The following is a 19,339-nucleotide window of genomic DNA, read 5'->3' on the forward strand; positions in this document are numbered from 1 at the left end:
ACTGTGATCGGCATGTTACATGTCGTCAGCCAGACCTTGCCCCTGGGATTTTCCTGAACCTGTTGGACGCGCCATCCAAGGAGTTGCCATGCGTTTTTCTGCCGTCTTTGCCCACGCCAGCGTCGCTGTCGTCGGTCTGTTCGCCGCCGGTGCCAGCCTCGCCGCCACCCACTATCCCTTGACCGTGCCCAACTGTGGAGCGCCGGTGACTGTCCAGGCGGCGCCACAGCGCGCGGTCAGCCTGGGTCAGGCGAGCACGGAGATTCTGTTGTCACTGGGCCTGGCACCACGCATGGTCGGCACCGGAGTCTGGTTCGGGCCGCTGCCCGAGCACCTGCGCGCCGACAATGCCAAGGTGCCGCGCCTGGCCGACAATGCGCCCAGCTTCGAAGCCGTGGCCAATACCGCGCCCGACATCGTGGTCGCGCAGTACACCTACCATGTCGGCCCCAACGGTGAAGTCGCCAAGCCCGAGCAACTGGCCAGTCTCGGCATCCCGTCCTACGTATCGCCCAGCGACTGCGACGGCAAGCAGGTCACCGCCACTTCCAATGCCGACGGCAGTCGCAGCCAGATGTTCTCGATGGACCTGGTGAACAAGGAAATTCGCGAGCTGGCCACCATCTTCGACGTCGAGCCTGCCGGGGAGCATTTGACCGCCCAGTTGCAAGCGCGCATCCAGGCCGCCACCGAGCGCGCCGCGCGCACCGGGCAGAAGCCCTTGTCAGTGGTGTACTGGTTCTCCAGCACGCGCCTGGAAGGGGACCCGTGGGTGGCCGGCAAGAACGGCGCGCCGGGCTACATCAATCGTCTGCTGGGTTTGCGCAACATCGTCGACAGCGACGAGGAGTGGCCTGGCGTGAGCTGGGAAAGCATCGCCGCCAGCAACCCCGACGTGATCGTCGTCGCCCGCATGCAACGTCGACTGTATCCGGCCGACGATGTCGAGAAGAAGCTGGCTTTCCTGCGCAGCGACCCGGTGACCCGTGAACTGGATGCGGTGCGCAACAACCGCATCATCGTCGTCGATGCACAGTCGCTGAATCCGTCCATGGATGTGGTGCGCGCGGTGGAAGACATCGCGGCGGGCCTCGAGCGTACACGGGCCACCCCTTGATCCAGCGCCTGGCCCGTGAAGATGGCTGGATCTGGCGCTGCCTGCTGGCCGTGCTGGCCCTCGCCACGCTGAGCGTATCGATCGCCCTGGCGGTATCGGTAGGGGAGATGGGTATCGACCTGGGCACGGTCGGCAAGGCACTGCTCAACGGCCTCGATCTGGGCGACTATGCGGTGCCGCGTATCGTCCAGGGAATCATCTGGGAGTACCGCCTGAGCCGCGCCTTGGTGGCCGCCTGTTGTGGCGCCGGTCTGGCGATTTGTGGCGCAGTGCTGCAGGCGCTGTTGCGCAACGTGCTGGCCGAACCCTATGTGCTGGGCATCTCTGCCGGCGCATCGACCGGCGCAGTGATGATCATGCTGCTGGGCCTGGGCGGCGGCGTGATCGGCATTTCCCTGGGGGCTTTTCTCGGCGCCGCGCTGGCATTCGGCCTGGTGCTGCTGCTGGCTGCGGGTGCCCGCAGCGGTCCTGCCCCGGTGATTCTCGCCGGGGTGGCCGGATCGCAGCTGTTCAATGCGCTGACCGCTTATATCGTTTCGACCTCGGCCAATGCCGAGCAGGCCCGCAGCGTGATGTTCTGGCTGCTCGGCAGCCTGGGCGGGGTGCGCTGGCCGGACGTGGGCCTGGCCGCAGCCGTGGTCGGCGCAGGCTTGTTGCTGTGCCTGTACTTCGCTCGCGCCTTGGACGCATTCGTCTTCGGTGAGGACGCTGCCGCCACCTTGGGCGTGCCCGTGGTGGCGGTGCGGCTGGTGTTGTTTGCGACCACCGCGCTGATCACCGCCACCCTGGTCAGTATCGTCGGTGCGGTGGGTTTCGTCGGCCTGGTGGTACCGCACATTGCCCGCTTTCTGGTGGGTCCGAGCCATGTTCGGCTGTTGCTCGCCTCGGTACTGATCGGCGCCAATTTCATGGTGTTGGCGGATATCGTCGCGCGCATCATCGTGCCGGGCCAGGTATTGCCCATCGGCGTGGTCACGGCCTTGGTCGGCGCCCCGGCGTTTGCCTTGATCCTTTACCGTGCGAGGCGTCGAGCATGAGCCTGCAACTGCACCACGTCAGCTGGAAGGCCGGTGGGCTGCTGATTCTCGACGACGTCAGCCTGGCCATCACGCCTGGCAGTCTGGTCGGGCTGATCGGCCCGAACGGCTCGGGCAAGTCGTCGCTGCTGCGCCTGCTGGCCGGGCTGGACCGCCCCAGCCAGGGCCACGTCAGCCTCGACGATCAGCCCCTGGCCGACCTGGCGCGGCGCACCATCGCCCGGCAAGTGGCGATGGTGGAGCAGCACGCCAGCACCGAGGTGGACATTCGCGTGGAGGAGGTCGTGCGCCTGGGTCGTACGCCCCATCGCTCGCCGTTCGCGCCGTGGCTGCGCGAAGACGATCGGGCCATTGCCCAAGCACTGGCCCAGGTCAACCTGGGCGGCCACGCGCAGCGGCGCTGGCACACCCTGTCCGGTGGCGAGCGGCAGCGGGTGCAGATCGCCCGCGCCCTGGCCCAGCAGCCCAGCGAACTGCTGCTTGACGAGCCGACCAATCACCTCGATATCCAGCATCAACTGGAACTGCTGCACCTGATCCAGGACCTGCCCCTAACCTGCGTTATGGCGATCCACGACCTGAACCTGGCAGCCATGTTCTGTGACGTGCTGGTGGTGCTCAAGGACGGGCGCCTGGTGGCCAGCGGCGCGCCGGCCCAGGTCCTGACCGAGGGCCTGATCGCCGAGGTCTACGGCGTACACGCCGAAGTCAGTCTGGCCGACGGTCGACCGCACGTGCGCTATCGGGTCTGAGCCGCGTCACTGACACATCCCGTGCCCTGTGTTAGCCTTGCGCGTTCGAGGTTCTCTGCCCGGCAGAGCTAAGACGGGAACGCGGTCCAAGCCGCGGCTGCCCCCGCAACTGTAAGTGATGAAGGCTGCGCCAAGGCCACTGCGATCGTTCGCGGGAAGGCGCTGCAGCCTCGGCCCGCAGGGCCGGCATCACGAGCCAGGAGACCTGCCTCGCCGTTCTTTCCTATTCAACCGGGCGGGGTGATCCGGTGACGAATGCCGGCGCCTGCCGTAGCGGCGCTCGTCTCGTGCCCTGCCGCGCAATCAGGGCGACCCGATGAAAACGCTGTCCAAACTACCCGTCACTATCGTCACCGGCTTCCTCGGCTCGGGCAAGACCACCTTGCTGCGGCACATGCTCGACAACGCCCAGGGTCGGCGCATTGCCGTGATCGTCAACGAATTCGGCGAGCTGGGCATCGACGGCGAGATCCTCAAGCAGTGCACCATCGGCTGCAGCGAAGAGGAGGCCAACGGCCGCGTCTACGAGCTGGCCAACGGCTGCCTGTGTTGCACGGTTCAGGAAGAATTCTTCCCGGTCATGCGCGAGCTGGTCGCTCGCCGCGCCGACCTCGACCACATTCTCATCGAAACCAGCGGGCTGGCCTTGCCCAAGCCGCTGGTCCAGGCCTTCCAGTGGCCGGAAATCCGCAGTGCCTGCACGGTCGATGCGGTCATCACCGTGGTCGACAGCCCAGCGGTGGCCGCCGGGACCTTTGCCGCATTCCCCGACCAGGTCGACGCCCAGCGCAAGCTCGATCCCAACCTGGACCACGAGTCGCCGCTGCACGAGCTGTTCGCCGACCAGTTGGCCAGCGCCGACCTGGTGATCCTCAACAAGGCCGACCTGATCGATGCCCAGGCCCTGGCCGCCGTGCGCGCCGAGGTGGCCGAAGAACTGCCGGCAGCGGTCAAGGTAGTCGAAGCCAGCAGCGGTCGCTTGCCCCTGGCGGTGCTGCTGGGCCTGGGCGCCGAGTCGGAGCAGCACATCGACGCACGCAAGACCCATCATGACCATCACGAGGGTGACGACCACGACGATCACGACCACGATGCGTTCGACTCGATCTCCATCGAACTGCCCCAGGCCGAGGAGGCCAAACTGCTGCAGGCGCTCAACGCCGCCGTGGTTCAACACGGCATCCTGCGGGTCAAGGGTTTCGCGGCGGTTCCGGGTAAACCGATGCGCCTGCTGATCCAGGGCGTGGGCACGCGTTTCGACAAGCACTTCGATCGCGCCTGGTCTGCTGACGAAGCACGCAGCACGCGCCTGGTGCTGATCGGCCAGGACCTCGACGCGCACTCGCTGCAAGCGCAACTGCGCGCGGCCCTGGAAGCCTGACCCATGCACCTGCTGAGAACCCAGCCGGGCGGCTTCGTGCCGGACGACAGCATCGCCGACCTTGGCCAGACGCCTGCCGAACTGGTGATTCTCTGCAGCGGTGATTCGCACCTGGCGCTGCTCGCCGAGGCCAGCGAGCATCTGCCGAAGGACTACCCCAGCCTGCGCCTGGCCAACCCCATGCAGGTGCAGAACCATGCCTCGGTCGACCTCTACGTCGACCAGGTGCTGCGCCACGCCAAGGTCATCCTGATTTCCCTGCACGGCGGCATCGGCTACTGGCGCTACGGCGTCGAGCAGTTGATGCAACTGGCCGAGCAGGGCGTGCAGGTCATCCTGGTACCGGGCTGCGATCGCCCCGATCCCGAACTGGCCGAGCGCTGTACGGTGCCTGCCGAGCAGGCCGACCGCTTGTGGCAGTACCTGCGCCAGGGCGGCATGGGAAACGCGCGCAACCTGTTCGGCTACCTCGGCAATACCTGGTTCGGTCGCGCCGAACCCTGCGAATCACCTCAGCCACTGCCGCGCACGGTCATCTACCATCCGGCGCAACCGACCGCCGATCTGGCCCACTGGCAGGCGCAGTGGCAAGCGCACTGGCCCGTGGTGCCGTTGCTGTTCTATCGCTCGCACCTGCAGGCGGCCAACACCGGTTTCGTCGATACCTTCTGTGCCAGGCTGCAGGCGGTCGGGCTCAACCCGTTGCCGATTGCCGTGGCCAGCCTCAAGGAAGCGGCGTGCCTTGAGCAGGTCCAGGCGTGGATGGACGAAGTGGATGCCGCGATCATCCTCAACACCACCGGCTTCGCCCAGTCCAGCCCCGAAACCCCGCACCTGCGCCCGTTTCGCCGCGACATTCCGGTGATCCAGGCCATCTGCGCCCAGGACAACCAGGCGCTGTGGCAGGCCAACGCGCAGGGCCTGGGTGCGCGCGACCTGGCCATGCACATCGCCTTGCCGGAGCTGGACGGGCGCATCATCAGTCGTGCCATCAGCTTCAAGGACCTGGCCTGGCACAACGAGCGCAGCCAGAGCGACGTGGTGTGCTACCGGGCTCATGTCGAGCGCATGGATTTCGTCGCCGAACTGGCGCGCAAGTGGGCCGCCCTGGCGCGCCTGCCCAATGCCGACAAGCGTGTCGCCCTGGTGCTGGCGAACTACCCGACCCGCGATGGGCGCATCGGTAACGGCGTTGGCCTGGATACCCCGGCGGCGGCGCTGAACATCCTGCGCGCCATGCAGCAGCAGGGTTACCCGGTCGCCGATCTGCCCGACAGCGGCACGGCCTTGATCCATGCCTTGCTCGGTGGCGTGACCAACGACCTGGAACAGCTGGACCTGCGTCCCTGTGCCCAGAGCATGGCGCTGGACGATTACCTGGCCGCGTTCGCCTTGCTGCCCGAAGCCAATCAGGCCGCCGTCCGCGAGCGCTGGGGCGAGCCGGCAGCCGATCCGATGTTCCGCAATGGCCGGATGATGATCGCCGGCCTGCGCATGGGCCTGACCTTCGTCGGCATCCAACCGGCCCGTGGCTACCAGGTGGACGTCAGCGCGGTCTATCACGACCCCGACCTGGTGCCGCCCCATGGCTACCTGGCGTTCTATTTCTGGCTGCGCCACACCTATGGCGCCGATGCGCTGATCCATGTCGGCAAGCACGGCAACCTGGAGTGGTTGCCGGGCAAGGGTGTGGGCCTCTCCGAACAGTGCTGGCCCGACGCGATACTGGGGCCGATGCCCAACATCTATCCGTTCATCGTCAACGATCCGGGCGAGGGCGCCCAGGCCAAGCGCCGCACCCAGGCGGTGATCATCGACCACCTGATGCCACCGCTGACCCGCGCCGAAACCTACGGGCCGCTGCGCGACCTGGAACTGCTGGCCGACGAGTACTACGACGCACAGATGCTCGATCCGCGCCGCGCCCAGGCCCTGGAAAAGGACATTCTGGCGTTGGTGCGCGAGACCCGCATCGACCACGAACTGCAGATGGCCGAAGGGGCCGAGCCGGCGGATTGGCTGCCACGCCTGGACACCTTCCTGTGCGATCTGAAGGAGTCGCAGATTCGTGACGGTCTGCACGTGTTTGGCGAGTCACCCCAAGGTCGTCTGCGCGCCGATACCCTGCTGGCGTTGCTGCGCATCCCTCGGGGCAACGGCCAGGGCGCTCAGGCCAGCCTGCTGCGCGCCTTGGCCAAGGCCTTCGCGCTGGGCTTCGACCCGCTCGACTGCGACCTCGGCGCCCCCTGGATCGGGCCTCTGCCCGCAGCCTTGGCCGAGCTGACCGTCGAACCGTGGCGCAGCGCCGGTGACGGTCGCGAACGACTCGAGCTGTACGCCGCACAGTTGATCGAACGCGCACTGGACGGCCCGCTTGAGCTGGGTGATGGCTTCGATGACGTGCAGCTCATTCTCGGTCACCTGCGCGACACCGTGGCGCCGCGCCTGGATGCCTGCGGGCCGGCCGAGATGCACGGGCTGCTCGCCGCCCTGGCCGGCCGCTTCGTGCCCGCCGGGCCGAGCGGGGCGCCCAGCCGTGGCCGTCTCGACGTGTTGCCCACGGGGCGCAACTTCTTTTCCGTGGACGTGCGCAACCTGCCGACCACCACCGCCTGGCGGATCGGCTTCGCCTCGGCCAACCTGATCCTGGAGCGGCACCTGCAGGACCATGGCGACCACCTGCGTCAGCTCGGCCTGTCGGTATGGGGCACGGCGACCATGCGCACCGGTGGCGACGACATCGCCCAGGCCATGGCCCTGATGGGCGTGCGCCCGGTGTGGGCCACCGGCAGCCAGCGCGTGGACGATTTCGAGATTCTGCCGCTCAGCCTACTCGACCGCCCGCGGGTGGACGTGACCCTGCGGGTGTCCGGCTTCTTTCGCGATGCCTTCGCCAACCTGCTGCGCCTGTTCGATGCCGCGGTGCAGGCAGTGGCTGCGCTGGACGAGCCCGACGACCTCAACCCCCTGGCGGCCAAGGTTCGCAGCGAACAGGCTCAGTTGCTGGCCGAGGGTGTCTCGGCGGAGCAGGCCGCCCGCGAGGCGGGCTGGCGCATCTTCGGTGCCAAGCCCGGCGCCTATGGCGCCGGTGTGCAAGGCGCCATCGACGGCCGCCTGTGGCAGACCCGCGAAGACCTCGCCGAGGCTTACCTGAACTGGGGTGCCTATGCCTATGGCGCGGATGACGAAGGCACCGCCGCACGCGCGCCGTTCGCGCGGCGCCTGGGCCAGGTCCAGGCGGTGCTGCAGAACCAGGACAACCGCGAGCACGACCTGCTCGATTCCAACGACTACTACCAGTTCCAGGGCGGCATGCTCGCCGCCGTGGAAACCCTCAGCGGACAGACGACTGCCAGTTACCACGGCGACCACAGCCAACCCGACGTGCCACGCGTGCGCACCCTGAAGGAAGAGCTGAATCGGGTGGTGCGCGCCCGTGCGGCCAATCCCAAGTGGATCGAAGGGGTCAAGCGACATGGCTACAAAGGCGCCTTCGAACTCGCCGCGACGGTCGACAACCTGTTTGCCTTCGATGCCACCACCCACCTGATCGACGACCATCAGTACGCTTTGCTCACCGACGCCTACCTGCTCGACCCGGACACCCGTGGCTTCCTGCAGGAGCACAACCCTGCGGCCCTGCGCGACATGGCCGAACGCCTGCTCGAGGCTCAGCAACGTGGCCTGTGGGCCGAGCCCGGTGACTACCGTCAGGCCGTGGAAGACCTGCTGCTGGATACCGAAGAAGATGCCTGAAGAGAACCCTGCAATGACCGACACCGTGCACTTTCCGCTGGCCGCCGTGGTGGCCGCCGATTCGCTGAAGCTGGCGCTGTGCCTGGCCGCCATCGACCCGCGCATCGGCGGCGTGCTGATCGAAGGGCCGCGGGGCATGGCCAAGAGCACGCTGGCGCGCGGCCTGGCCGACCTGCTTGCCGATGGCCAGTTGGTGACATTGCCGCTGGGTGCCAGTGAAGACCGTCTCGTGGGTACGCTGGATCTGGAAGCTGCGTTGGGTGAAGGCCGTGCACGCTTTTCGCCCGGGGTGCTGGCCAAGGCCGATGGCGGCGTGCTGTACGTCGATGAGGTCAACCTGCTCGCCGACCATCTGGTCGACCTGCTGCTGGACGTTGCCGCCAGTGGCGTCAACCGCATCGAACGTGACGGTATTTCCCATGCTCATCCCGCGCGATTCGTGCTCATCGGCACCATGAACCCGGAGGAAGGGGAGTTGCGCCCGCAGCTGCTCGACCGATTCGGTTTGAACATTGCCCTGGACGGCCAGCCCGCGCCCGCCGAACGTGGCCAGATCATCCGCCGTCGCCTGGCCTTCGACAGCGACCCTCAGGGCTTCTGTGAGCAATGGGCCCCAGCCCAGTCAGCGCTGCGGCTGCGCTGCCAGCAGGCGCGGGAACGCCTCGAATCGATCCCGCTGTGCGATCAGGCGCTGGAAGCCATCACCACCCGTTGTTTCGCCGAGGGCGTGGATGGCTTGCGTGCCGACCTGGTCTGGCTGCGCGCAGCAAGAGCCCACGCCGCCTGGCGGGGGGCTGAGCAGATTCTCGACGAGGACGTCGAAGCAGTGGCCGAGTTCGCCCTGCGCCATCGCCGCCAGGCACCGCGCCAGCCCGAGTCGAAGCCAGCGCCGCCGCCGCCCGCTGCGAGCGCCGCGCAACCTTCCGATCCGGGTCAGGGCCAGTGGGGCGACATGCCCGCCCAAGCCGTTCCGGTAGGTGAACGCCGCAGCGTAACGAGCTGGCCAAAAAAGCCCTGAGCATCCGTCCGCGCCCGGCGGATGCTCGGCCCGGCAAGGGCCACCTCGAACAAGGGCGACAGGGTGCGGCGCGCGCGGCATCGGCCGGTACGGTGGACTGGCCGGCCACGCTGCTGCAAGGACGACCACTCCAGCGCGATGACCTGCGCTGGCAGCAACGTCGCAGCGCGGCGCAGCAACTGTGGCTGGTGGTGGTCGACGCCTCTGCCTCGACGCGCCGGCATGGCGCCCTGGCCGAGGCCAAGGGCGTTCTGGCGCAGGTCTTCGACGATGCCTACCGGCAGCGCGCACGGCTGGCGTTGTTGACTGCCAGTGGCAGCGGGCCGATCTGGCAATGCCACGGCCTGAAAGCCTCGGCAGCCCTGCAACCCTGGCTCGCCGAGCTGGGCGCCGGTGGCGGCACGCCGCTGCTGGCGGCGCTGGATCAGGCCCGTGACTGGCTGGAGCAACGCGCGCGGCGTTATCCCGAGGAAGCCCAGCGCTGCCTGGTGTTCACCGACGGGCGCCTCAAGTCGCTGGACGGCGTGGCACCACTGGCCTGCCCGGCATTGCTGGTGGACATGGAGCGGGGGCCGATCCGGTTGGGTCGAGCCCGCACCCTGGCGTCGGCATTGAAGGCCGAGTATCGGCATCTGGAAGACCTGCCACGGGCCTAGTCTCAGCTGGCCCGGGGGTTGCTCAGGGCCTTGCTCCATACAGGATTGTCACAGCGAGGGCAGGGCAGTGCCTGCTGATCGCGCAGGGTTTCCAGATGACCGCAGTATTCGCAGGCATACAGGTCTTCACGGTCAACCTTGGTCAGTGACACACGATGCTCGGGCGGCAGGATCGACAGCCCCGGCTTGACGTCTTCACGCTCGTGGAAGTACAGGCTGACATCGCCATTGACCTCCAGAATGCCCAGGCGCACCTGCCCCAGGTGCTCGACGCCGCGCAGGCGCAGTTCCATCAGGAACTCGGCGTGAGTGATGTTGCCGCTCTGCAGCGCCTTGAGCTCGAACACGCCGTCGCGGATGATCAAAAACGGTTTGCCTTCCAGCCATTCGCCGAAGCGACCGCTGCGTTCGGTCAGAAAGGTGGTCAGGCGATAGAAGATGATCATCGCCACGAACACCACCAGTACTGGCAGGATGGGCACGTCCTCGTAGAAGGTCACGTCGCCTGCCGCCGAGCCCAGCGTCAGGATCACCACCAGCTCGAACAGCGAAAGCTGGCGCACCCCCCGTCGCCCGGCGATCTTGAGGAACAGGAAGACCACCACATAGGCCATCAGCGTGCGGGCGACCACCTCGCCGAGAAAGCCCATGTTGACTTCACCCAGCAGCACACGATGCCAATCGAACGCCTGCATTTCCAATCCCTTGCCTGACCAAAAGCGGCGATTGTACACCGGCGCCGCTGGCTGTCCGCGAGACGTACGGCTGACGCCCCTATCTGGCGTCAAGGGTCCGTGCTGAAGCCTTGGCGGGGGTTAAACGTCAATTTTCCGTTACCATTTTGACGTAAGTTGCAACCCGCTGTTTTTGATGTATTTTCCCGAGCACGTCCATGCAAGGAAAGGCCATGCCTGTGAATTCGAATGCCTACCCCTGCGAGCCTTGCGGACTGTTGGGGCGATAGTCAGCCCATGCGCGACCTGTACAAGCTCATCAGCAAATTCGCCGCCACCGACTCCCCGGTTCTGATCCACGGCGAGGCGGGCACCGGCAAGCAGCTGATTGCGCGTGCGCTGCACCAGCAGTCCCCGCGCAGGCAGCAGCCATTCATCGTGTTCGACTGCCAGGCTCGCACCCATCGTCCGGGCCAGACGCCGCTGTTCGCGCCCGGCTGCGGGCAGAGCAATGTGCATCCGCTGTCCGGCAGCGTGCTGCAGGCTGCCGACCGGGGAACCTTGCTGCTGCAACAGGTGCAGGACTTGCCGCTGGACGTTCAGGAGCAACTGCTGCGCTTTCTCCAGCGCAAGGCTGCAGGTGAAGTGGACGTTCGGGTGCTGGCCACCAGCGACACCGATCTGACGCTGGCCATGAGCCGGGGACAGCTGCGCGAAGACCTCTACTATCGACTCAACGTGCTGGAGATCGTCGCGGTGCCCTTGCGCGAACGCTATGGCGACCTGGCCATGCTGGCCAACCATTTCGCGCAGCGCTACAGCCGCGAGAACGGCCGACGTCATCGTCCCTTCAGTCAAGAGGCGCTTATTGCCATGGGTGAGCACGACTGGCCGGGCAACGTCCGCGAGCTGGCGAACAGGATTCGTCAGGCGCAGGCGCTGGCCCCCGGCAATCAGATCGAAGCCATCGACCTGGGGCTGGGTATCGAAACCCTGGTCACCGCGCCGATGGGCACGCTGAACGACTACAAGCACCGTGCCGAGCGTCAGGCGCTGGGCGACGTGCTGCTGCGCCACGGCGGCAACCTGAGCACGGCGGCCAGGGTGCTCGGCGTTTCACGCCCGACGCTCTACCGCCTGCTGCACAAACATCACATGCGCTGATTGCACGCTAGGGTTGATCCAGAACATGTCGAATGCTCGCCAGCACCTGCGCTTCACGCGCCAGCCAGTCACCGCTGATCACGGTGCAGGGCAGCGCGTGGGCCTGCAGCCACGCCTGGCTTTGCTGAAAAAAGGTTTGCCGTTGAGCCAGGTCAGGCTGGCAGCGCTGGCCGTCCGCGGACCATTCGACGCCTTCGGGCGAGAGCAGCAGGTGGGCATCGTAGTGGCGCTCCAGCAGCGCAGGTTCAAGCCACGCCGGGCAGTCGTCGAACAGGGTGCGGCTCCACAGCAGGTTGCTCAGCAGGTGCGTGTCGAGCAGCAACAGTGCGGGCTGGCTGTGGCGAGCGGCATCCTCCCAGGCCAGCTGACCGCGGGCGATGGTGTCGATGTCGGCATAGCAGGTGTCGCGCTGCTCCCGTTCGATGAAATGGCGCACGTATTCGCCCACCACCACGGCGCCCAGGCGCACGCGCATGCGTTCGGCCAGCCAGCTCTTGCCCGACGACTCCGGCCCGCAGAGCACAACCACTTTCATCGCGGCACCGCTTCGCTGTTGCGCCACTGGTGCCAGCCGTGAACGGCCAGCATCAGGAACAGGCCATACAGCGCGGCCGTCAGGTACAGGCCTTGGTGGACGAACAGACCGACGAAAATCGCATCCAGCACGATCCACAGTGGCCAGCACTGCACGCGCTTGTTGGCCATCCACCACTGCGCCACCAGGCTGAAACCGGTGAGCAGCGCGTCCAGCCACGGCTGGCTGGCATCGCTCCAGGTGGCCATCGCCGCGCCCAGTGCCAGGCCCGCTACCAGGCCGATGGCCAGCCCACCCAGCAGAGGTCTGGGCGCCAAGCGGGTCACCGCTGGGCCCACGGCTGTCCCATCGCCACGGGTCCACTGCCACCAGCCGTACACCTGGACGCCGGCGTACACCCCCTGCAACAGCATGTTGGAGTACAGCTTGTAGTCGTAGAACACGTACGAATAGATCAGCACCATGACCAGGCCGATCGGCCAGCACAGCCAATTCTGCTTCACGGTCAACCACACCGCGATCACGCCCAGCGTGGCGGCGAACAATTCCAAAGGCGACATGGGCAATCTCAGGCAGGTGCATGCGATGCATGCAAAGCCGGGATTGTAACCTGCGCCGCCGATACTGCGCGCGTCCTGCGCGGTTCACCCGCTGCAAAGATGAAACTTCAACTCAATCAACACTCACCGACGCCCGCGTGCGGATTTGCACAGGCTGCTCTGTTAGCATCGCGGGGCCCGACGGCAATGAGTTCTATTAAACAGACAGGACCACGCCAGGCGCGGGTCCAATTGGGGGAATGATGGATTTTTGGACCGCCATGCAGGCGCTGATTCTAGGCATCGTGGAAGGCTTGACCGAGTTCCTGCCCATTTCCAGCACCGGCCACCAGATCATCGTGGCCGACCTGATCGGTTTCGGCGGCGAACGGGCCATGGCCTTTAATATCATCATCCAGCTGGGTGCGATATTGGCGGTGGTGTGGGAGTTTCGCCGCAAGATCATGGAAGTGGTCACAGGCCTGCCAACCCAGCGCAACGCCCAGCGCTTCACCCTGAACCTGTTCATCGGCTTCCTGCCGGCGGTCGTGCTGGGAGTGATCTTCGCCGACAAGATTCATGAATACCTGTTCAACCCCATCACTGTGGCGGTCGCCCTGGTACTGGGCGGCTTCATCATGCTCTGGGCCGAGAAGCGCGAACACGCCGTGCGCGTGCACCATGTCGACGACATGCGCTGGAGCGATGCTCTCAAGGTCGGTTTCGCACAGTGTCTGGCGATGATTCCAGGGACCTCGCGCTCGGGCTCGACCATCATCGGCGGCCTGCTGTTCGGTCTGTCGCGCAAGACCGCCACCGAGTTCTCGTTCTTCCTGGCCATGCCGACCATGGTCGGTGCCGCGGTGTATTCGGGCTACAAGTTTCATCACCTGTTTCAGCCAGCCGACTTCCCGGTGTTCGCGCTGGGCTTCGTGGTGTCGTTCATCTTCGCCATGATCGCCGTGCGTGGTCTGCTCAAGTTCATCGCCACCCACAGCTACGCCGTGTTCGCCTGGTACCGCATTGCCTTCGGCCTGATCATCCTGGCGACCTGGCAGTTCGGCTGGATCGATTGGTCCAGTGCGCAAGGCTGATCCGGCGCCCGAACGGGCGTCTGCGCGACCGCGCGGTGGTCAGCAACGCCCGGTGCAATTCCTGGCGCTGAAAATCACGGTATTCGTCGTGCTGTGCCTGCTGCCCTTTCTTGGCCTGTTGCGCCTGGCGATGGCCGGGCACCCGTCGGTGCTGGCGGTCTATGCACTGATGAGCCTGTTGACGGTGGGCTTGTACTGGCACGACAAGCGCCAGGCCCAAGGGCAGGGCCAGCGCACCCCGGAAAAACTGCTGCACGGCGCCGAACTGCTGGGCGGCTGGCCAGGCGCACTCATCGCCCAGCAACTGTTCCGGCACAAGACGCGCAAGGTTTCCTATCAGTTGGTGTTCTGGCTGATCGTTGCGCTGCACCAGGCATTCTGGTTCGATCAGGTCATCTTTGCCGGGCAACACCTGGGCCTCACGTTCTGACCCTGGCTTCCAGCCTTTCCCCCATGAAAAATGCCCCCGCACAGTGTGCGGGGGCATCGGGTGTTGCGCGCGTTGGCTGAGTGCTTAGTGCGCAGCCGCACCACCGTGGGCAGCGGCCAGCTTCTTGGCCTCTACCAGGTGGGCTTTGAGCTTAGGCAGGGTCTCGGTGGCGAATGCCTTGAGTTCGGCATCTTCACCGTTCTTGATTTCGTCTTCGAAGATCTCGATGGTCGCTTCGTGCGCCTTGACCTGGTTGTTGGCATAGGCCTGGTCGAACGACTTGGCCGAGCGCAGTTCCAGAATCATCGCCTTGGCCTTGTCCAGCAACTCGGCATTGTCCGAGACGTCGATGTTCTTCTTGTCAGCCAGTGCCTTGAGCTTCTGGTTGGCGGCAGTGTGGTCCTTGACCATCATGTCGGCGAAGGTTTTCACGTCCGCAGCGGTGCCTTTTTCCAGCGCCAGCTTGCCTGCTTCGACTTCGGCAACGCCTTTGGCGGAGGCGTCCTCGACGAAATCATCGGAGGCGGCGAAGGCGCCATGGCTGGCGAGCGAGACGGAAAGGGCGAGGGCAGCGGCGTAGAATTTGGATTTCATGGTCAATTCCTTGTGTAGGGTATGAAGCGGACTGAGCGTTGCAGGCCGTGAAAGTGTGACTGCTGCCGGAACGCAGCAGTTTCATCGGATGTGCATCCATCGCTGAGTGCACGCGGCGTATGGCGATTCAGCCCTTGCTGTGCTCGTCGGACGTCGGGGCAATGGCGACGCCCCGTGGTCCGGCGAAGCCCCAGATGGCCAGCCCGACCAGCGGGAAGATGAAAATCAGTACGGTCCAGCCAATCTTCGTGCCGGAGCTCTTGGTGCTTTTCCAGATGCTGGCCAGCGCCCACAGATCGAGCAGTAACACGATGACCGCTGCGGCGGTCCAGAAAATCGACGTTTCCATGTGTAGGCTCATTGATCAATGTATGTCCTACAGGGGAGGCCCCCCGTGCTCGGCAAGTTCAACCGGATCGGTGGGTGGTGCCGTTTTCGCCTCAATGGGCGTGCCGGCTGCCGGTCGGGTCCTGGATCTGGATGACCTGTCCTTTGCTCCCTGCGTCTGCACCGGGGTCGATCTGGGGTGTGGGAATGTCGGCACGCTGCCGTTTCTTCTCCGCGCTGTCGATGCCGAAACGCTTGTCCCGCTCGCGCACCAGCGCCGGGTCGACCTGTCCATCGCCCGTGAAGCCCATCATCAGTTGCGGCACCCCCAGCGGCAGCTGCTTGTCCAGGTCGGTGTGCCAGGTGTGCCAGGTCTTGCCGTAGGTGTTCACCAGCTTGTCCATCAGGGCGTGTTCGGCAGGCGCGGGAATGCCCGGGGCGATCAGCTGGCCAGACTTCACTTCGTGAACGTGGCTGTGCCATAACGCTTTTTCCGCTTTGGGCAGTTGGGCGAAAAGCCGGGCGCTGATGATGTATTCCACGCCCATCAGCTTGGCGTCCTTGACGTTGCCGTCATAAATGACGCACTGGATCACTTCCTCGTTGAGGATGGCGCAGTAGTGATGGGCTTCCATCTGCGCGCCGGGGTGCCCGTTGTAGAAATGAAAGCCATCCAGATAGGCGTTCAACTCGTTGATGGGCGGACGTGACTGCAGCGCATTCGCGCCCGCGTCGAGGGTTTTGGTCAGGGCCGTGGTCGGGGCGCCGGGCGCGTCCACCTTGGATGCGCTGTTGTTGCCGGCGCATCCGGCCATGGCCAAGGCGACCAGGCACAGCAATGGAGTGCGCGCGGTGCGGCGTGGCGAGAAGAGCGAGCGGGTGCTCATGCTGGAGTCCTTTTCAGTGAGGAAAGTACGGCCCTGGATCGAACGATCAGGCCACACAGGGCACTTCATAGAGTGACCGGCACCGTCAGGGTTCAGCTCGGCGAGGGCCGCGCGCCCGTCTGTACAATATTTCACGGAACCGGGGTGTGACTTGGCCCATCCTATGCTGTGTCAGAACCTACCCCCGAGGTTTTGCCAAGGAAGAGCGCCGCGATGGTCCGTCGTTGTGCAGTAATCGTTTCTCTGCTGCTGTTGAGCCTGCTTTCGGTGCAGGCTCAAGCGAATCCTCACGCCCGCTGGAACGTGGGCTATCACCTGCTGACCTTCAACGACCCGCTCGACGATCAGCCGATGCACGCCTATGCCTTCTATCCGACCCAGGACCGCACACATCCGGCGCGTCTGGGCGGCTACAGCATCGATGCACAGCAGGATGCGGCAGTCGCCATCGGTCGCTTCCCGCTGTTGATGCTGTCCCACGGCAATACCGGCACGCCGCTGGCGCTGCATGACTTGATCACCGCGCTGACCCGCAAGGGCTTCGTCGTGGTAGCGGTCGTGCACCCGGGCGACAATGCCCAGGATCACAGCCGGTTGGGCAAACTCAGCAATCTCTACGGACGGCCGCTACAGATCTCCCAAGCCATTACTGCAGCGCTGGGTGATTCGATGCTGTCGCCTTTCGTGAACACCCATGCGGTCGGTGTGATCGGTTATTCGGCAGGCGGCGAAACGGCCTTGATTCTGTCCGGTGCACGGCCTGATCTGCAGCGTCTGCGCAAATACTGCGAAGAGCGACCCTACGACGCCGATGCCTGCCAGACCCGCGGGGAACTGGAAGCCGATCGGGATGACCTGACCCCCGAGGCCGACCCACGGGTGCGTGCACTGCTGTTGATGGCGCCGTTGAGCCTGATGTTTGGCCGCCAGACCCTGGCCGAAGTCCATCTGCCCACCCTGATCTACAGCGGCGACAATGACCAACTTGTGGCCATCGACAAGAATGCCGAAGCGCTGGCGCGCAAGTTGCCGGGCAACACCGACTATCGCCTACTGCCCGGCGCCGGTCACTTCGTGTTCATGGCTCCGTGCACGGACGAACAGCGTAGCGCCTCGCCGGCGCTGTGCACCGATGCCGACGGCGTGGACCGCGAAGGTATCCACCGCGACCTGATCCACGAGGCGGGCAAGTTCTTCACCCACACCCTGGGTCGACCTTCACGCGCCGGCCTGCAGACCGCCGATCACTGATCCTGTCGCGACAGCCACGCGGTCAGCCCCAGGGCGATCAGGGAGAGGCCGGCCGCCAAAGCGAAGATCGAGCCATAGCCAAATCCGGCAGCCACCGCGCCCATCACCGGCCCGGCGATCGCCAAGGCCAAATCGAAGAAGACAGCGAACGCACTCAGGCCCGCGCCCCGGCTGGTGCCGGGTACCTTGTGGATGGCCAGCACGCCCAAGGCTGGATAGACCAGCGACAATCCCAACCCGGCCAAAGCCGCGCCCGCCAGGGTGAAGATCGGTGAAGGAGCCAGCCACAGCATGGCCAGGCCGACCACTTCGGTGGCGATACAGGCCATGGCCACGGTGGAGCCACCCAGATGGTTGATGCTGTTGATGAACACCAGGCGAGCCGCGATGAAACTGATGCCAAAGGCGGTCAGGCACCACGCCGCGCCTTCCCAGCCGCGCTCCACGTAATACAGGGTGATGAACGTGGTGAGGGTGCCATAGCCGATCGAGGCCAGCATCAGGCTCATGCCATGGGGCGCGACTCGGCCGAAGGCGGACCAGAACGGCATGCGCTCACCTCGCACCACGGGTGACGCCGGTGTGTCACGGATCATCCACAAGCCCAGAGCGCTCAGGGCCATGAGCGCAACGCCCAGGCTCCAGAACCCGGCGAAGGCCACCATCAATACCCCCAGCGGGGCGCCGATGGCGATGGCGCCGTAGGAGGCGATGCCGTTCCATGAAATCACCTTGGCCATGTGTTCGGCGCCCACGCGGCTGATTCCCCAACTGCTGGTACCCACCCCAATGGCGCCCTGCGCCAGGCCGAGGACCACACGCCCGGCGATCAGCACGCCCAGGCTCCACTGCGGCACGCTGTGCAGAAACACCGAGACGAACGTCAGCGCTCCGCTGATGCCGATACCGATCAGCCCATAGACGATGGTGCGCTTGGTGCCCAGCGCGTCAGCCATGCGTCCGGCGCTGGGGCGGCTGAGCAAGGTTGCTAGGTATTGCGCGCCGATCACCACACCTGCGGCCACGGCGCTGAACCCCAGCTGGTCGTGCACGTAGCCGGGCAGCACCGCGATGGGCAGGCCGATGGAGATGAAGGCAATGAACGTGTAGAACACGATGGAGATGATTTGCAGGGTGATCGACGACGAAGAGGGCGTTGCAGGTTGGGCAGACTCGGTCATGGGCTCGTTCGCAGGCGTGCGGTTGAGGTCCCCTTGCACAGGGAACGTTGGTTAAAGCAAAGCAGGCTATCGATTATTTGCAACCCTCGAATGATCCCCGCTGTAGCAGCGGCGCAAGCCGCGTCCAGCCCCACCGCGTTACATCAGCCACACCGCATGACCCATGACGCGGCTCGCGCCGCTGCTACAAATACGGCGCAAGCCTCGTCCGGCCCCACTGCATTGCATCAGGCACACCGCGTGGCCCCTGACGCGGCTCGCGCCGCTGCTACAAATACGGCGCCATCCGCGTCCAGCCCCACCGCATTACATCAGGCACACCGCGTGGCCGGTGACGGGGCTTGCACAAATCCCTGTAGCAGCGGCGCAAGCCGCGTCCGGCCCCACCGCATTGCATCAGCCACATCGCATGACCCATGACGCGGCTCGCGCCGCTGCTACAGGGGTTGTTCCAGCAACGCGATGGTTTTCGCATCGCTCTCGCCGTCGAAAAACCGATCCAACACTTGCTGGAAGCACACCTGCTCCGGCGCCACGCTGGCAAACAAGGTCATGCACGAGCGCAACTTCATGTCATCGGGGGTGCCGAACATCGCCCTGGCGCTCTGACCGGAATGCTCCAGCACCGTGCGTGTGCATTCCAGCAGGCGCGCACCCAATAATGGATTGTTCAGATAAGCCGTCGCCTCGGCCGCACCGCTGATCGCATAGAAGCGCGCCGTCTCGCTATGACCGAGGCCAGCCAATTGGGGAAAGATGAACCACATCCAATGGCTGCGTTTGCGACCACTGCGCAGTTCTTCGAGGACATCGGGGTACACGGCGCGCTGGGCGTCGATGAAGCGGTTGAGATCGAAAGTGTCGTTCATGGCCGTTGGATCCCGCAGTACTTGAGTGCAGTTGGGGCCACTCAAGTACTGCAGAGTTCATTCTGCTGCGTACAAGA

At 65.3% G+C, this 19,339-nt stretch carries 19 protein-coding genes and 1 riboswitch; of the genes, 11 read left to right on the forward strand and 8 right to left on the reverse strand.

Annotated features, from left to right (window positions below):
* Nucleotides 1–88: 88 nt before the first annotated feature.
* The 7 genes from ABMD26_RS00350 (at nucleotide 89) to ABMD26_RS00380 (ending at nucleotide 9,717) form a co-directional block, all read left to right on the forward strand.
* Nucleotides 89–1,117 (forward strand): ABC transporter substrate-binding protein, encoded by a 1,029-nt coding sequence (locus ABMD26_RS00350; protein ID WP_354306823.1) that lies wholly within the window; start codon nucleotides 89–91, stop codon nucleotides 1,115–1,117.
* Entirely contained in the window at nucleotides 1,114–2,154 is a 1,041-nt protein-coding gene (locus tag ABMD26_RS00355; protein ID WP_354306825.1) for a FecCD family ABC transporter permease, read from the forward strand. Before ABMD26_RS00350 ends, ABMD26_RS00355 begins: the two co-directional genes overlap by 4 nt.
* The gene (locus ABMD26_RS00360) at nucleotides 2,151–2,906 is read left to right on the forward strand and encodes an ABC transporter ATP-binding protein (RefSeq protein ID WP_354306827.1); all 756 of its coding nucleotides are present in this window, start codon (nucleotides 2,151–2,153) and stop codon (nucleotides 2,904–2,906) included. Before ABMD26_RS00355 ends, ABMD26_RS00360 begins: the two co-directional genes overlap by 4 nt.
* 31 nt (nucleotides 2,907–2,937) lie before the next feature.
* Nucleotides 2,938–3,133, forward strand: a riboswitch (cobalamin riboswitch).
* An 89-nt stretch (nucleotides 3,134–3,222) separates the two neighbouring features.
* A complete protein-coding gene (gene cobW, locus ABMD26_RS00365; protein WP_354306829.1) occupies nucleotides 3,223–4,287 on the forward strand; it encodes a cobalamin biosynthesis protein CobW in 1,065 nt (354 codons plus the stop codon).
* Between the two features lie 3 nt (nucleotides 4,288–4,290).
* On the forward strand, nucleotides 4,291–8,043 hold the full coding sequence (gene cobN, locus ABMD26_RS00370; protein ID WP_354306831.1) for a cobaltochelatase subunit CobN: 3,753 nt from the start codon (nucleotides 4,291–4,293) through the stop codon (nucleotides 8,041–8,043).
* 13 nt (nucleotides 8,044–8,056) lie between these two features.
* Nucleotides 8,057–9,061, forward strand: a complete 1,005-nt coding sequence (locus ABMD26_RS00375; protein ID WP_354306833.1) for a magnesium chelatase ATPase subunit I — start codon at nucleotides 8,057–8,059, stop codon at nucleotides 9,059–9,061.
* Nucleotides 9,043–9,717 (forward strand): vWA domain-containing protein, encoded by a 675-nt coding sequence (locus ABMD26_RS00380; protein WP_502948331.1) that lies wholly within the window; start codon nucleotides 9,043–9,045, stop codon nucleotides 9,715–9,717. The genes ABMD26_RS00375 and ABMD26_RS00380 overlap by 19 nt, the downstream gene beginning before the upstream one ends.
* 2 nt (nucleotides 9,718–9,719) lie before the next feature.
* Here the strand turns inward: ABMD26_RS00380 and ABMD26_RS00385 are convergent, their stop codons facing one another.
* Entirely contained in the window at nucleotides 9,720–10,412 is a 693-nt protein-coding gene (locus tag ABMD26_RS00385) for a DUF421 domain-containing protein (RefSeq protein ID WP_192068470.1), read from the reverse strand.
* Between the two features lie 228 nt (nucleotides 10,413–10,640).
* On the opposite strand from ABMD26_RS00385, the gene ABMD26_RS00390 reads away from it, so the two are divergent.
* A complete protein-coding gene (locus ABMD26_RS00390) occupies nucleotides 10,641–11,555 on the forward strand; it encodes a sigma 54-interacting transcriptional regulator (RefSeq protein WP_354306836.1) in 915 nt (304 codons plus the stop codon).
* Nucleotides 11,556–11,562: 7 nt separating this feature from the next.
* Here ABMD26_RS00390 and ABMD26_RS00395 read toward each other — a convergent pair whose 3' ends face one another.
* On the reverse strand, nucleotides 11,563–12,090 hold the full coding sequence (locus ABMD26_RS00395) for an AAA family ATPase (protein ID WP_320521867.1): 528 nt from the start codon (nucleotides 12,088–12,090) through the stop codon (nucleotides 11,563–11,565).
* A complete protein-coding gene (pnuC, locus tag ABMD26_RS00400; protein ID WP_134722368.1) occupies nucleotides 12,087–12,650 on the reverse strand; it encodes a nicotinamide riboside transporter PnuC in 564 nt (187 codons plus the stop codon). The genes ABMD26_RS00395 and pnuC overlap by 4 nt, the downstream gene beginning before the upstream one ends.
* A 242-nt stretch (nucleotides 12,651–12,892) precedes the next feature.
* Here pnuC and ABMD26_RS00405 point away from each other — a divergent pair, with 242 nt between their 5' ends.
* Together ABMD26_RS00405 and ABMD26_RS00410 are read left to right on the forward strand one after the other, a co-directional pair.
* Nucleotides 12,893–13,723 (forward strand): undecaprenyl-diphosphate phosphatase, encoded by an 831-nt coding sequence (locus ABMD26_RS00405; protein ID WP_122742256.1) that lies wholly within the window; start codon nucleotides 12,893–12,895, stop codon nucleotides 13,721–13,723.
* Nucleotides 13,710–14,153 carry a DUF1294 domain-containing protein gene (locus ABMD26_RS00410; protein ID WP_502948286.1) on the forward strand — a complete coding sequence of 148 codons (444 nt, stop codon included), beginning with the start codon at nucleotides 13,710–13,712 and terminating at the stop codon, nucleotides 14,151–14,153. The genes ABMD26_RS00405 and ABMD26_RS00410 overlap by 14 nt, the downstream gene beginning before the upstream one ends.
* An 84-nt stretch (nucleotides 14,154–14,237) precedes the next feature.
* Here ABMD26_RS00410 and ABMD26_RS00415 read toward each other — a convergent pair whose 3' ends face one another.
* The 3 genes from ABMD26_RS00415 to ABMD26_RS00425 all read right to left on the reverse strand — a co-directional run bounded on the left by ABMD26_RS00415 (nucleotide 14,238) and on the right by ABMD26_RS00425 (nucleotide 15,961).
* Entirely contained in the window at nucleotides 14,238–14,747 is a 510-nt protein-coding gene (locus ABMD26_RS00415; RefSeq protein WP_354306839.1) for a DUF4142 domain-containing protein, read from the reverse strand.
* Nucleotides 14,748–14,874: 127 nt separating this feature from the next.
* Nucleotides 14,875–15,096, reverse strand: a complete 222-nt coding sequence (locus ABMD26_RS00420) for a PLD nuclease N-terminal domain-containing protein (RefSeq protein ID WP_354306841.1) — start codon at nucleotides 15,094–15,096, stop codon at nucleotides 14,875–14,877.
* Nucleotides 15,097–15,187: 91 nt separating this feature from the next.
* Nucleotides 15,188–15,961 carry an OBAP family protein gene (locus tag ABMD26_RS00425; RefSeq protein WP_354306842.1) on the reverse strand — a complete coding sequence of 258 codons (774 nt, stop codon included), beginning with the start codon at nucleotides 15,959–15,961 and terminating at the stop codon, nucleotides 15,188–15,190.
* Nucleotides 15,962–16,174: 213 nt separating this feature from the next.
* Here ABMD26_RS00425 and ABMD26_RS00430 point away from each other — a divergent pair, with 213 nt between their 5' ends.
* Nucleotides 16,175–17,212, forward strand: a complete 1,038-nt coding sequence (locus tag ABMD26_RS00430; protein ID WP_056842690.1) for an alpha/beta hydrolase family protein — start codon at nucleotides 16,175–16,177, stop codon at nucleotides 17,210–17,212.
* Here ABMD26_RS00430 and ABMD26_RS00435 read toward each other — a convergent pair.
* Nucleotides 17,206–18,393, reverse strand: a complete 1,188-nt coding sequence (locus tag ABMD26_RS00435) for an MFS transporter (RefSeq protein WP_320521870.1) — start codon at nucleotides 18,391–18,393, stop codon at nucleotides 17,206–17,208. The two genes, ABMD26_RS00430 and ABMD26_RS00435, sit on opposite strands and share 7 nt — an antisense overlap.
* A gap of 437 nt (nucleotides 18,394–18,830) precedes the next feature.
* Nucleotides 18,831–19,262 (reverse strand): DUF1810 domain-containing protein, encoded by a 432-nt coding sequence (locus ABMD26_RS00440; RefSeq protein WP_310790982.1) that lies wholly within the window; start codon nucleotides 19,260–19,262, stop codon nucleotides 18,831–18,833.
* Between the last annotated feature and the right edge of the window lie 77 nt (nucleotides 19,263–19,339).

This window comes from Pseudomonas sp. PvP001 (assembly GCF_040546375.1).
Taxonomy (GTDB): Bacteria; Pseudomonadota; Gammaproteobacteria; order Pseudomonadales; family Pseudomonadaceae; genus Aquipseudomonas; species Aquipseudomonas coleopterorum.